Genomic DNA, 13,378 nt, shown 5'->3' on the forward strand with positions numbered 1-13,378 from the left:
GGCCGCAGTGAAAAAACGGGTCGGCGGCCGTGTCCGGCCACGGTCGAGGCTCCCGGAGCCCTCAGTATCCGGAGAAAGCATCCACCCGGACCCGTCGCGCCCCGGCCTGCCGGGCGGCGCTGCGGAGGGATTGCACCCGGGCGGGGGAGCCGGAAACGTACACCGTCCGCCGGGCGATGTCCGGGACCAGCACCTGTAGCGAGGAACCGTCGATCCGTACCCTTCCGGCGTCGTGCATGAACTCCGGGGGCGGGGATCCGTCGGCGAGCCGGGCGATCACCCGCGCGCCCGAGGCCGCCAGCACGTCCGCTCCGGCGAGCTCTTCGGCGCAGGGCGCGAGGTAGAGCACCACGATGTCACGGTCCCGGGCCGCCCCGGACCCCAGTTGGGAAAGGAACGGGGTGATCCCGATGCCCGCCGCGATCAGCAGAACGGGAGTCCCGCCGTCGCGCGGCAGCACGAAATCGCCGCCCACCGCCGTAGCCCGCAAAGGATCGCCGGGAGCAAGCTCCAGCAAAGCGCGCTTTGCCGACGACAACGGGCCGGCTGTCCCCACCCCGAACGTCAGCTCCGCAGTGCCCGGGGGGCTGCTCAGGCTGAAGATCCGCCGTCGTCCCTTGCCGTCGGAGGAAGAGTGCGGCAGGTCAAGTTCCATGTACTGCCCCGGTGTGTAGCGGACGGGGCGGCGGGCCGCGAAGCGGAGTTCGGTGGTGGTGGGCGTCAGCGGCCGGGAGCCGGCGAACACGAGCCGGATGCCGCCGCGCTGGCCGGCGAAGAAAGTCAGCAGGTTCCCAAGCAGCAGTGCCAGTTCGGGGGAGTTCGCCACGAAGCCCAGGTTGTACGGCACCGCGAAGACCACCCCGACGACGGCGGCAAGCGCCAGCTGCTGCCAGCGCCTCGGCGGCAGGGTGAGCGGCTCCGTCAGCATAAAGCCTGCGAAGAACAGCAGGGGCCGCTGCGCGAACGGCTGCCACAAGGCCGCGCCGGGCGACATGCCGGCGCGGAGCAACTCGTTGAAGACGATCGAGCCCGAGACGAGCAGGAAGGCGCAGACCATCAGCACCTTGCGGGTCCGGTACATGATCAAGGCCACAGCCGGCACGAGCGCCCAGAGCATCGCCGGGGTGCCCGCCCACCAGGTGGCGACGTTCAGGCCGGTCAGCGACACGATGAACGCCCCGGCCGCAGCCGGGTTGAAGATGTGCCGGCCGCGGAAGGCCAGCAGGTATTTCGACGCCGATGCCAGCACGCAGGCAAGAGCCACGCCGGCCAGGTCCGGCCAGGCAACGGTGGGCAGCAGATCGCTGGGCCAGAAGAGGAAAAACAGCAGCAGGCCGGTGATCAGGGAGGATTCCGAATGCGGCCGGACCCGGAACAGCATCGCGAAGGCACGGCCCGCCAAGTACGTCAGCCCGAGGCAGAGCGCAGCGTGCGCCAGCATGTCCGGCAGGCCGAAGGTCAGCCAGCCGAGGGCATTGAGCACCAGGCTGTACGCAGCGAGGACCGCTAGCACCCAGAGAATCAGCCGGTACATCGTGAAGCGGCCCAGCCAGGTATCGAGCCGGGATTTGGCGGTGCCGAAGCCAGTGCTCATGTGAACAGCGTCCCTTCAAAACCCTGCGAACAGCGTGCCCTGCCGTCCGAAAAAACCCTGAGCCAGTCGAATTCGAATTCTTCCTCCAACAGCCGCGGCTCCACAAGGAACAGCGCCGTGGCCAGGGCATCCGCTTCCATGGTGCTCGCGGCCATCGTCCAGGTGGCCACCACGGTGTCCACCGGCCTGCCGGTGGCGGCGTCCAGCACGTGGTGCAGCCCGTCGCCCCACGCCCGCCGGTTGCTCGCCGAAGCGCACAGTGCCTGGTTTCCAAGTTCGACGACGCCGATCGCCTGCGTGGGATCGTACGGGTGTTCCAGCCCCACCCGCAGCTGTGAAGGACCGGCGTGAAGCATGTCTCCGCTGCCGTCCACGAGGTACTGCGCGATGCCGTTTGCCCGCAGGATCTCCGCCAGCAGGTCCACCAGCTGCCCCTTCCCGGCGGCGCCGACGTCGAGAACCACCGGCTCGGTGGAGGCCACCGTGCTGCCCTCCCAACGGAGGACGTTTTCCCAGCGCGGCGCGGGCCGGGCCGGCCCGCGGGGAACCAGGGCGTAGTCGGCGCCGTAGCCGAGCTGCTCCAGGCTCGCGCCGACCAAAGGGGTCATCGAGCCGCCGCTGAGCCTATACATGGTACGGAAGACGGTGCCCAGCTGCTCCGCATGCTCCGGCAGGGACACCGATCCGGCCGCCCGCGCGAGTTCCGAGATCCGGGAGTCCTGCCGGAAACGTGAGTAGCTGAGGTCGTAGTCCTCCACGGCCCGCAGCAGGCTGGCCCGCACCGCAGGGGCGAGCGGCTCCGGCGTCGAGATTTCCCAGGCGGTGCCGATGCCGTCAAAGGAGAAGGAGTCCCAGCCGGGGTGCGGCATGGCGGTTATTTCGCCTGGGCCTTGATGGATTCCACGGCTTGGTTGAAGCCGCCGCTGGTCAGCGAAGATCCCGCGACCTTGGATACGTTGAGCTCGTCGAGCTTCCTGCCCACGATCTGGGCCGCAATGCCGTCCTTGAATTCGCCCTGGAACTTGCGGGTGTTGGGACTGGTGGGGTGGGTGGTGATCTCCACGCCGGTGACCGTCCCGCCCGCCAGGGTCAGCTGGACGCCCACGGTTTCGGTGCCGTTGGGGGAGGTGTAGGTGCCGTCCGCGCTGTAAGTTCCGTCCTTGTAGGCGCCGGAGCTGCCGGAGCTCGGGTCTGAGGACGCAGTGGCGCCCGACGGCGATGCCGCCGACGGTGCCTGCGCAGCCGGTGCTTGGGCCGCCGGAGCTTGGTTGGACGGCGCGCAGGCCGCCACGGTTCCGGCGAGGGAGAGTCCGGCGGCGCCGGCGAGGAGGCTCTTGCGAAGTGGCGTAGTCATGGAGTGCTCGTTTCAACTGGACAAGATGCGGGACAGGTGCCAAAGTGCTTCATTCCTTTGACGTCGGAACCAGCCTATTGGTTCATCCTGTGCCCGAAGGCAGGGGCATCTGTGCCCAAGCTGTGACGCCGTCTGTTGCAATTCCTCCACTTGCAAGCCCCGACGGTACGCTAGACGGGTGACTCCCGAAGAACTCTCTGCCGCCATATCCGCCTGCCTGAAAGACGCTGTCGCCGCCGGCGACGTCGCCCTTTCCGAATCCGATCTGCCGGATGACGTGCGCGTGGAGCGACCCAAGAACCGGGAGCACGGTGACTGGGCAACGAACATTGCCCTCCAGCTGGCCAAGAAGGCCGGCACCAACCCGCGCGAATTCGCCACCCTCCTGAGCACCCGGCTCAAGGAGATCGACGGCGTCACGGCTGTGGACATCGCCGGTCCGGGCTTCCTGAACATCACCGTGGACGCGGCCGCGGCCGGCGCCCTGGCCAAGGTGATCGTGGAAACCGGGAGCTCCTACGGAAGCAACCAGGCGCTCGCCGGCCATGTCGTCAACATGGAATTCGTCTCCGCGAACCCCACCGGACCGCTGCACATCGGCCACACCCGCTGGGCCGCGCTGGGCGACTCGATCGCCCGCGTGCTGCGCGCCTCCGGTGCCGACGTCACGGCCGAGTACTACATCAACGACGCCGGCTCCCAGATGAACGTCTTCGCCAACTCCGTGCTGTCCCGCCTGCACGGCCGGGGCGTTCCGGAGGGCGGCTACCCGGGCCAGTACATCGTTGAACTCGGCGACGAGGTCCTCAAGGCCCATCCGGCCATCCGCGAACTCACGGACGAAGCCGCCCTGCCGGTCATCCGCCAGGCCGCCTACGAGGCGCAGATGGCCGACATCAAGGCCACGCTGGCCGATTTCGGCGTGTCCTTCGACGTCTACTTCTCCGAGCGGGAGCTGCACGACCACGGCGCCATCGAGTCCGCCGTCGCCCGCCTGCGCGAGCAGGGCCACGTGTTCGACAAGGATGGTGCGGTCTGGCTGCGCACCACCGACTTCGGCGACGACAAGGACCGGGTGATGATCCGGGCCAACGGCGAACCCACGTACTTCGCCGCCGACGCCGCCTACTATCTGTCCAAGAAGGACCGCGGCTTCCCTGAAAAGATCTACCTGCTGGGCGCGGACCACCACGGCTACATCAACCGCCTCAAGGCCATTGCGGCCTGCGCGGGCGATGACCCCGAAACCAACATCGAGGTCCTCATTGGCCAGCTGGTGTCGGTCAACGGCGCCAAGCTGTCCAAGCGTGCCGGCAACATCATCGAGCTCAAGGACCTCATCTCCTGGCTCGGCACCGATGCCGTGCGCTATTCCCTGGCCCGCTTCCCCGCGGACTCGCCGCTGACCCTGGACCCGGAGCTGCTGAAGAAGAACAGCAACGAGAACCCGGTGTTCTACGTCCAGTACGCGCACGCCCGATCACGCGGCACGGCGCGTAACGCGGCGGAGGCCGGCGTCGAACGCCAGGTCAACGGCGAGGACGCCTTCGACGCTTCGCTGCTGGACCACGCCACGGAGAACGAGCTCCTGTCCTACCTGGGCAGCTACCCCTCGATCGTGGCCAAGGCCGCAGAGTTCCGCGAACCGCACCGGGTTGCCCGCCACCTGGAGGTCATCGCCGGGGCCTACCACCGCTGGTATGACGCCTGCCGTGTCTCGCCGCAGGGAGACGAACCCGTCCGCGACGTCAACCGGACCCGCCTGTGGCTCAACGACGCCACCAGCCAGGTCCTTGCCAACGGACTCGAACTGCTCGGCGTCTCCGCGCCCGAACGGATGTGATCGCGATGACCGAAGCAACAGGCGCGTCGCCCCTTGCCCCCGAATGGCTCGCCGTGCCGGCGGACCTCAACGCGCTGCATGTCCCCATGTGGGCGGTCGGCGTCGAACGGAACGACGGCGGCGAGCTCGCCATCGACGGCATCCCGGTCAGCGAACTCAAGGCGCAGTTCGGCAGCCCGCTCTTCGTGATGAGCGAAACGGACTTCCGCGCCCGGGCCCGCGCCTTCAAGGACGCCTTCGACGCCGCGTTCGAGGACATCTGCGGGGGAGTGGACGTCTACTACGCCGGCAAGTCCTTCCTGTGCACGGCGGTAGCGTCCTGGGTTGCCGAGGAGGGCCTGCGCCTGGACACCTGCTCCGGCGGGGAACTCGCCGTGGCCGCACGTGCCGGGATCGACGGCGCGAACCTCGGCCTGCACGGCAACAACAAGTCCGACGCCGAGATCAACCGCGCCCTGGACATGAAAGTCGGCCGGATCGTGGTGGACAGCCTGGACGAGCTCGAGCGCGTGGCCAAGATCGCCTCCGCCCGCGGCGAGGTGGCCAAGGTGATGCTGCGCCTCACGCCGGGCGTGCACGCGCACACCCACGAGTTCATCGCCACCGCCCACGAGGACCAGAAGTTCGGCCTCTCCATGGCCGGAGACTCCACCGAGGAAGCGGGACTCTCCGCCGCGGAAGAAGCCGTGGCCGCGGCCACCGCCTATTCCAGCGTGGAACTGCTCGGCCTGCACTGCCACATCGGCTCGCAGATCTTCGAGCCGGACGGCTTCGCCCTGGCGGCAGATAAGCTCCTCGGATTCCACGCTGCGATGCAGGAAAAGTACTCCATCACCTTGCCGGAGCTGGATCTGGGCGGCGGCCACGGCATTGCCTACACCCCGGTGGATACCCCGCGCCCGCCCGCGGAGATCGCACAGGCGCTGGCCGCCGTCGTGCGTGCGCGCTGCGCTGAACTCGGCATCACGCCGCCGCGCATCTCGATCGAACCCGGCCGTGCGATCGTCGGCACCAGCACCTTCACCCTCTACGAGGTCGGCACCCTGAAAACCGTGCGCGTGGACGTTCCGGCCACCGCTGACGGCGGGGAAAACGTTACGTTCCCGCGCCGCTATGTGTCGGTCGACGGCGGCATGAGCGACAACGCCCGTCCGGTGCTCTACGACGCGGATTATTCGGCTGTTCTCGCTTCCCGGACGTCCCTTGCCGGACCGCAGCTGTCCCGCGTAGTGGGCAAACATTGCGAGAGCGGCGACATAGTTGTTAGAGATGTATATCTGCCCGCGGATGTGGCAGCCGGTGATTTGCTCGCAGTACCGGGTACCGGCGCCTACTGCTGGGCCCTCTCCAGCAATTACAACTACCTTGCCCGGCCGGGCGTCGTCGCTGTGCGCGGCGGAGCGGCCCGGTGGATTGTCCGCGGGGAAACCGAAGAAGATCTGTTGAACCGCGACATGGGAGTGGCGAATGTCTGAAGTGCGCACCTTGAAAGTGGCCCTGCTGGGTTGTGGCAACGTCGGGGCACAGGTGGCGCGGATTCTGATTGACGACGCCGCGGCCCTGGCTGCCCGCACCGGTGCGCGCCTGGAGCTTACCGGGATCGCCGTGCGCAACCTTGACGCCAAGCGCGACGTCGAGCTGCCGCGCGAACTGTTCACCACCGACGCCGACACCCTGGTCAAGGAAGCCGACCTCGTCATCGAGCTGCTCGGCGGCATCGAGCCGGCCCGCTCCCTGATCCTCACCGCGATCGAGAACGGCGCCTGCGTCGTCACCGGCAACAAGGCCCTGCTGGCACAGGACGGCCCCGCGCTCTACGAAGCGGCGGACAAGGCCGGCGTGCAGCTGTCCTATGAGGCCGCCGTCGCCGGTGCGATCCCGATCCTGCGCCCCATCCGCGACAGCCTGTCCGGTGACCGCATCACCCGCGTGCTCGGCATCGTGAACGGCACCACCAACTTCATCCTCGACCAGATGGACACCACCGGCGCCCAGTTCGCTGACGCCCTGGCCGAAGCGCAGCGCCTGGGCTACGCCGAAGCGGACCCCACCGCCGACGTCGAAGGCCATGACGCCGCCGCGAAGGCCGCCATCCTTGCCTCGCTGTCCTTCCACACCCGCTTCGCCCTGGACGACGTCCACTGCGAAGGCATCACCAAGGTCACCGCGTCGGACATCGCTTCGGCGAAGGAGGCCGGCTTTGTCATCAAGCTGCTCGCCATTGCCGAGAAGCTGGTGGACGCCGACGGCGGAGAAGGCGTTTCGGTGCGCGTGCACCCGACGCTCCTGCCGCGCGAACACCCGCTGGCCGCCGTCCGCGGGGCATTCAATGCCGTCTTCATCGAGGCGGAAAACGCCGGCGAACTGATGTTCTACGGCCAGGGCGCGGGCGGCACCCCCACCGCATCGGCGGTGCTCGGCGACCTCGTCTCCGCCGCGCGCCGGCTGGTGCTTGGCGGCCCCGGCCGCACCGAAACCACCACCGGCCACGTCCCGGCGCTCCCGGTGGAGGCCTCGGAGACCAGCTACTACATCGGCCTCGACGTCGCCGACCAGGCCGGCGTGCTGGCCCGGATCGCCCACATCTTTGCGGAGAACGGCGTATCCATCGAAATCATGCGCCAGACCATCCACCGCGATGCCGCCTCGAACATCGAGTCGGCCGAACTGAAGATCGTCACGCACCGTGCATCCGAAGCCGCACTCGCGGCAACCGTCGAGGCCGTCAAGGCCCTCGACGTCATCAATTCCGTCACATCCGTACTGCGGGTAGAAGGGGTCTAAGTGGCTCACCAATGGCGCGGGGTAATCCGCGAATACGCTGAACGTCTGCCCGTCACGGAAGCCACCAAGGTCATCACCCTCGGTGAGGGCGGCACTCCGCTGGTCCACGCGGAGAAGCTGTCCGAGCTCACCGGATCCCTGGTGTACCTCAAGGTCGAAGGCATGAACCCCACGGGTTCCTTCAAGGACCGCGGCATGACCATGGCCATGACCGCAGCCGTCGAAGCAGGGGCCAAAGCTGTTGTGTGCGCCTCCACCGGCAACACCTCCGCTTCGGCCGCGGCCTACGCGACCGCCGCCGGGCTGAAGTGCGCCGTCCTGGTTCCCGAAGGCAAGATCTCCATGGGCAAGCTCAGTCAGGCGATCGCCCACGGTGCAACCCTTCTGCAGGTGGACGGCAACTTCGACAACTGCCTGGACATCGCCCGCAAGCTGGGCGAGTCCTACCCGGTGTTCCTGGTCAACTCGGTGAACCCGGCCCGCATCCAGGGACAGAAGACCGGCGCGTTCGAAGTTGTCGACGCCCTGGGCGATGCTCCGGACATCCACGTGCTGCCCGTCGGCAACGCCGGCAACATCAGCGCCTACTGGAAGGGCTACAAGGAATACTCGGCTCCCTTCGAGTCCGCCACCGCAGGCACTCTGGCGGCCGTATCCACCAAGACCCCGGTCATGTGGGGCTTCCAGGCAGCAGGAGCCGCACCGTTCGTCGCCGGCCACCCGATCACGGACCCGGACACCATCGCCACCGCCATCCGCATCGGCAACCCGGCATCCTGGGACACCGCCATCGCCGCGCGCGATGAGTCCGGCGGCCTCATCGAGGCTGTGACCGACGAGGAAATCCTGGATGCCCACCGCTGGCTGTCCGCCAAGGAGGGCGTCTTCGTGGAGCCCGGCTCCGCCGCCGGCGTCGCAGGCCTGATCAAGAAGCACGCCGCCGGCCAGGTGCCGTCCGGCAAGACGATCGTCATCACCGTCACCGGGCATGGCCTGAAGGACCCGCAGTGGGCCCTCCGCACCGTGGACGGCAGCGAAGTCCAGCCCGTCAAGGTGCCGAACGACGTCGTGACCGTTGCAAACGAACTGGGCCTGGAAGCCATCTAGCTTCCCGAAGCAAACAGGACTGGAAGAAAACCAAGAGTGGAAACGACGCAGCCCGCCGCGGGCGAACTTACGACGCTCGCGGCGGGTCAGCAGCTGACCGTGCGGGTTCCCGGAACCAGCGCCAACCTCGGCCCCGGGTACGACAGCCTCGGCTTGGCGCTGTCCATCTATGACACCCTGACCGTGGAAACCCTGGACAACGGCGAGCTTGAATTCGACCTCTCCGGCGAAGGTGCGGACACCCTGCCGCGGGACGCCAGCCACCTGGTGATCCGCGCCATCAACGCGGCACTGGAGCGCCTCGGCTTCCGCCACAACGGCCTGAAGATCACGGCCGAGAACGTCAACCCGCACGGCCGCGGCCTCGGGTCCTCCGCCTCTGCCGTCGTCGCCGCAGTCACGGCGGCAAACGCGCTGGTCCCCGCGGAGGCCCAGCGCAGCCGCGAATGGATCCTTCAGTTGACCAGCGAGATGGAAGGCCACCCGGACAACGTCGCTCCCGCGATTTTCGGCGGACTGGCGCTATCCTGGCAGGACAGCGAGCAGTACAGCAGCGCCCGGGCCGACGTCGTCCCTGCCGTCATCCCGGTGGTGGCGGTTCCGGACTACGAACTTTCCACCGAGACCGCCCGCGGATTGCTGCCCGCCTCGGTGGGCCATCACGCCGCGGCCATGAACTCCGGCCGTGCCGCCCTGCTCATCCACGCCCTGACAAAGGCGCCGGAATTCCTGCTGCCGGCTACCGAAGACTACCTGCACCAGAGCTACCGGGCGGAGGCGATGCAGCCGAGCGCGCAGTTGATTGCGGCGCTCCGTGCGGAAGGACACGCTGCCGTTGTGTCCGGCGCTGGTCCCACCGTCTTGGCGCTGGCCAACGGCGAAGAGGAAGCGGCAGCCGTCGTTTCGCGCATTTCGGACTTCGCGGCGGGCAACACACCCGGCGTCGCCTGGCGCGTGCTGACGCTGGCAGTGGACGTCGAAGGTGCTAGAGTGGAACTGCACCGGCGGTAAACCGCGGGCAGTTCCCTGACATTGGACCCTGGCAACAGGTACGTTCCGTCGTCCACTGTGTCGAAGTCCCTGCCGGTGTCGTCTCCTTTTCGGCCTGTCGCAGGCATTGCAGATCGACTCTGCTTCCTCGGCGCAAGCCCACGCCCCGCACGCCGGGGCATCGAAGACGTCATCAATCGGGCCTTGCTGGCTCAATAAGCGGCAAGGCCGACATCCCGGCTGCAGATCTGAACTGCAGTCCAGAACACATCATCGCGCCCGGCTCCAGTCCGGGCGACGTCGAGGGGGAAGGATCCTTCGTGACAGAAACCACTGAGCTGGCTCCAGCTGTGGACACAAACTCCGGCGCCGCACCTGCTAAGAGCAGCGGCCTTGCCGGACTCAAGCTTGCGCAGCTGCAGGCCCTCGCCAGCCAGCTGGGTATTTCCGGCGGCTCGCGGATGCGCAAGGGAGACCTTGTAGCTGCGATTTCCGCGCACCGTGCCGGCGCAAGCGCCGGCAAGGCTCCGGCAAGGGCCAAGGCTGAGGCCAAGACCGAGGCTCCTGCCAGGACCGAAACGAAGGCCGAGGCGCCCGCCAAGGCCGAGGCTCCGGCAGCGGCCCCTGCGGAGTCCGCCGAAACCGTCCAGGAAGGCACGACCCGCAGCCGTGCCCGTGGCCGCAGCCGCCGCGCCACCAGCGATGGTGTTGTCGCCGCCCCGGCAGCCGAAGCCGCCGAGGCCGCAGCAGCCGCCGTCGTCGAAGCAGCAGCACCCGCGGCGGCTTCCGCCGAGGGCGCCGAAGCAGCCGGTGAGCGCCGTCAGCCGCGCACCCGCAACCGCCGCCGCGGCGAAAGCACTGCTGCTGCCGACACCGCCGAGGCCGCTGAAGCCCGCCCCGCCGAACAGGCACAGGGTGAGCGCCAGCAGCAGGGTGAGCGCCAGCCGCAGGGCGAGCGACAGGCCCAGGGTGAGCGACAGAACCAGGGCGAGCAGCGCCGCACCGAGCAGCCGGCCGAAGCCGGCGAAGGCGGCCAGCGCGAACGCCGCGACAACACCCGCAACCGCCGCGACGAGAACGACGGCGACGAGGGCGGCAGCCGTCGCAGCCGCCGCAACCGCCGCGACCGCAATGACCGCGGTGAGCAGCAGAACGACCGCCGCGAAACCAACACCCGCAGCGACCGCTTCCGCGACCGCAACGAACGCCGCCGCGGCCGCGCCCAGGGGCCCGACGTCGAGGACGTCGAGATCACCGAGGACGACGTCCTGCTGCCGGTCGCCGGCATCCTGGATGTCCTGGAGAACTACGCGTTCATCCGCACCTCCGGCTACCTGCCCGGCGCCAACGACGTCTACGTCTCGCTGGCCCAGGTCAAGAAGCACAACCTGCGCAAGGGCGACGCCGTCGTCGGCGCGATCCGTGCCCCGCGCGACGGCGACGACCGCAACCAGCAGTCCGCACGCCAGAAGTTCAACGCCCTCGTCCGCGTCACTTCCGTCAACGGCAAGACGCCGGAAGAGCTCAAGGACCGCGTCGAATTCGCCAAGCTCGTTCCGCTGTACCCCTCCGAGCGCCTGCGCCTCGAGACAGACCCCAAGAAGATCGGCCCGCGTGTCATCGACCTCGTGGCCCCGATCGGCAAGGGCCAGCGCGGCCTGATCGTCTCCCCGCCGAAGGCCGGCAAGACGCTCATCCTGCAGTCCATCGCCAACGCCATCACCACCAACAACCCTGAGGTCCACCTCATGATGGTGCTCGTTGACGAACGTCCCGAAGAAGTCACGGACATGCAGCGCACGGTCAAGGGCGAGGTCATCGCCTCCACCTTCGACCGTCCCGCAGACGACCACACGACCGTTGCCGAGCTTTCCATCGAACGCGCCAAGCGCCTCGTGGAAATGGGCATGGACGTGGTGGTCCTCCTGGACTCCATGACCCGCCTGGGCCGTGCCTACAACCTGGCAGCACCGGCCTCCGGCCGTATCCTGTCCGGTGGTGTGGACTCCGCAGCCTTGTACCCGCCCAAGCGCTTCTTCGGTGCCGCCCGCAACATCGAAAACGGCGGCTCCCTGACCATCCTGGCAACGGCCCTCGTGGAGACCGGTTCCAAGATGGACGAGGTCATCTTCGAAGAGTTCAAGGGCACCGGCAACATGGAACTGCGCCTGTCCCGCCAGCTGGCCGACAAGCGCATCTTCCCGGCCGTGGATGTCAACGCCTCCGGCACCCGCCGCGAAGAGAACCTGCTTTCGGCCGAGGAAGTCAAGATCATGTGGAAGCTGCGCCGTGTCCTCTCCGGACTGGAGCAGCAGCAGAGCCTTGAACTGCTGACCAACAAGATCCGGGAAACCGGCAGCAACGTCGAGTTCCTCATGCAGGTGCAGAAGACGACGCTGGGCGCGAAGTCGGACAACGACAAGTAAGTGGTTGGGGTGGGGCCGCCGAGCATATTTGCCGGCCCCGCCCCTTCGCGTTGCCGCTGACGTACTGCGTACGTCGGCGGCAACGCTACGACAGGCCCGATGCCACTCCCGGGCCGGCAGATATGCTCGACGGCGGTCCCGTCATCCTCCGCAGGTGGCATAACTAGACTTGGCTACAAGTCGAAAGAGGTTTGAGAAATGTTTGAGTCCGTACAGGGATTGCTTGATGAGCATGCTGCCATCCAGGCGCAGCTGAGCGATCCTGCCGTTTATGCCGACCAGTCCCTGGCCCGCAAGCTGGGCCGCCGCTCCGCGCAGCTGCAGGGCATTGTGGAGGCATACAACAAGTGGCACGGACTCACCGAGGATCTGGATGCTGCCAAGGAGATGGCGGCCGAGGACCCGGATTTCGCCGCTGAGGTGGAGGAGCTCGAGGGCCAACTGCCCGCAGCGCAGGAAAGGCTCCGCCGCCTGCTGATTCCGCGGGACCCGGATGATGCCCGCAACATCATCATCGAGGTCAAGGGCGGCGAAGGGGGCGAGGAAGCTGCGCTTTTCGCTGCAGACCTGCTGCGCATGTACACCCGCTACGCCGAAAGCCGTGGTTGGAAGACCGAGCTGATCTCCGCCAACGAATCCGATCTGGGCGGCTACAAGGACGCCCAGATGGCCATCAAGGGTTCCTCCAACGACCCCGCCCAGGGAGTCTGGGCCCGGCTGAAGTTCGAGGGCGGTGTGCACCGTGTGCAGCGCGTTCCGGCCACCGAATCCCAGGGCCGCATCCACACCTCCGCCGCGGGCGTGCTGGTATTCCCCGAAGTGGACGAACCCGAAGAGATCGAGATCAACCAGAACGACCTGAAGATCGACGTCTACCGTTCCTCCGGCCCTGGCGGACAGTCCGTGAACACCACGGACTCCGCCGTGCGCATCACCCACTTGCCCACGGGCATCGTGGTCGCCATGCAGAACGAGAAGTCCCAGCTGCAGAACCGTGAAGCCGCTATGCGCGTGCTCCGCGCGCGTCTGCTGGCGCACCAGCAGGAACAGCTGGACGCCGAGAGCGCCGAGCACCGCAAGTCCCAGATCCGCACGATGGACCGCTCGGAGCGCATCCGCACCTACAACTTCCCGGAAAACCGCATCGCGGATCACCGCACCGGCTACAAGGCCTACAACCTGGACGCCGTCATGAACGGTGACCTCGAACCGGTCATCCAGTCCGCCATCGAGATGGACGAACAGGCACGCCTGGACGCCATCGGCGAGTAGTCCCCGGC

The 13,378-nt window shown here is 67.6% G+C and carries 10 protein-coding genes; 7 read left to right on the forward strand and 3 right to left on the reverse strand.

What is annotated here, in order from left to right; all coding sequences use genetic code 11:
* Positions 1-61 precede the first annotated feature (61 nt).
* The 3 genes from ACNQPB_RS10485 to ACNQPB_RS10495 are packed head-to-tail and all read right to left on the reverse strand — an operon-like array spanning position 62 to position 2,948.
* A complete protein-coding gene (locus tag ACNQPB_RS10485) occupies positions 62-1,594 on the reverse strand; it encodes an FAD-dependent oxidoreductase (protein WP_498751439.1) in 1,533 nt (510 codons plus the stop codon).
* Positions 1,591-2,463, reverse strand: coding sequence for an FAD:protein FMN transferase (locus ACNQPB_RS10490; RefSeq protein WP_498751441.1), 873 nt, complete (start codon positions 2,461-2,463; stop codon positions 1,591-1,593). The genes ACNQPB_RS10485 and ACNQPB_RS10490 overlap by 4 nt, the downstream gene beginning before the upstream one ends.
* A gap of 5 nt (positions 2,464-2,468) precedes the next feature.
* Positions 2,469-2,948 (reverse strand): FMN-binding protein, encoded by a 480-nt coding sequence (locus tag ACNQPB_RS10495; protein WP_498751443.1) that lies wholly within the window; start codon positions 2,946-2,948, stop codon positions 2,469-2,471.
* Positions 2,949-3,126: 178 nt separating this feature from the next.
* On the opposite strand from ACNQPB_RS10495, the gene argS reads away from it, so the two are divergent.
* The 7 genes from argS to prfA all read left to right on the forward strand — a co-directional run bounded on the left by argS (position 3,127) and on the right by prfA (position 13,370).
* On the forward strand, positions 3,127-4,791 hold the full coding sequence (gene argS / locus ACNQPB_RS10500) for an arginine--tRNA ligase (protein ID WP_498751445.1): 1,665 nt from the start codon (positions 3,127-3,129) through the stop codon (positions 4,789-4,791).
* A 5-nt stretch (positions 4,792-4,796) separates the two neighbouring features.
* Entirely contained in the window at positions 4,797-6,266 is a 1,470-nt protein-coding gene (gene lysA / locus ACNQPB_RS10505; RefSeq protein ID WP_498751446.1) for a diaminopimelate decarboxylase, read from the forward strand.
* The gene (locus ACNQPB_RS10510) at positions 6,259-7,575 is read left to right on the forward strand and encodes a homoserine dehydrogenase (protein WP_498751448.1); all 1,317 of its coding nucleotides are present in this window, start codon (positions 6,259-6,261) and stop codon (positions 7,573-7,575) included. Before lysA ends, ACNQPB_RS10510 begins: the two co-directional genes overlap by 8 nt.
* Complete coding sequence (thrC, locus tag ACNQPB_RS10515) at positions 7,576-8,682, forward strand: threonine synthase (RefSeq protein ID WP_498751450.1); 1,107 nt, start codon at positions 7,576-7,578, stop codon at positions 8,680-8,682.
* A gap of 36 nt (positions 8,683-8,718) precedes the next feature.
* Entirely contained in the window at positions 8,719-9,693 is a 975-nt protein-coding gene (thrB, locus tag ACNQPB_RS10520) for a homoserine kinase (RefSeq protein ID WP_498751451.1), read from the forward strand.
* A 299-nt stretch (positions 9,694-9,992) separates the two neighbouring features.
* Positions 9,993-12,098 (forward strand): transcription termination factor Rho, encoded by a 2,106-nt coding sequence (rho, locus tag ACNQPB_RS10525; protein ID WP_498751453.1) that lies wholly within the window; start codon positions 9,993-9,995, stop codon positions 12,096-12,098.
* A gap of 198 nt (positions 12,099-12,296) precedes the next feature.
* Positions 12,297-13,370 carry a peptide chain release factor 1 gene (prfA, locus tag ACNQPB_RS10530; RefSeq protein WP_498751455.1) on the forward strand — a complete coding sequence of 358 codons (1,074 nt, stop codon included), beginning with the start codon at positions 12,297-12,299 and terminating at the stop codon, positions 13,368-13,370.
* Positions 13,371-13,378 lie beyond the last annotated feature (8 nt).

The sequence above is a fragment of the Curtobacterium sp. LFS079 genome (genome assembly GCF_047977865.1).
Taxonomy (GTDB): domain Bacteria; phylum Actinomycetota; class Actinomycetes; order Actinomycetales; family Micrococcaceae; genus Arthrobacter.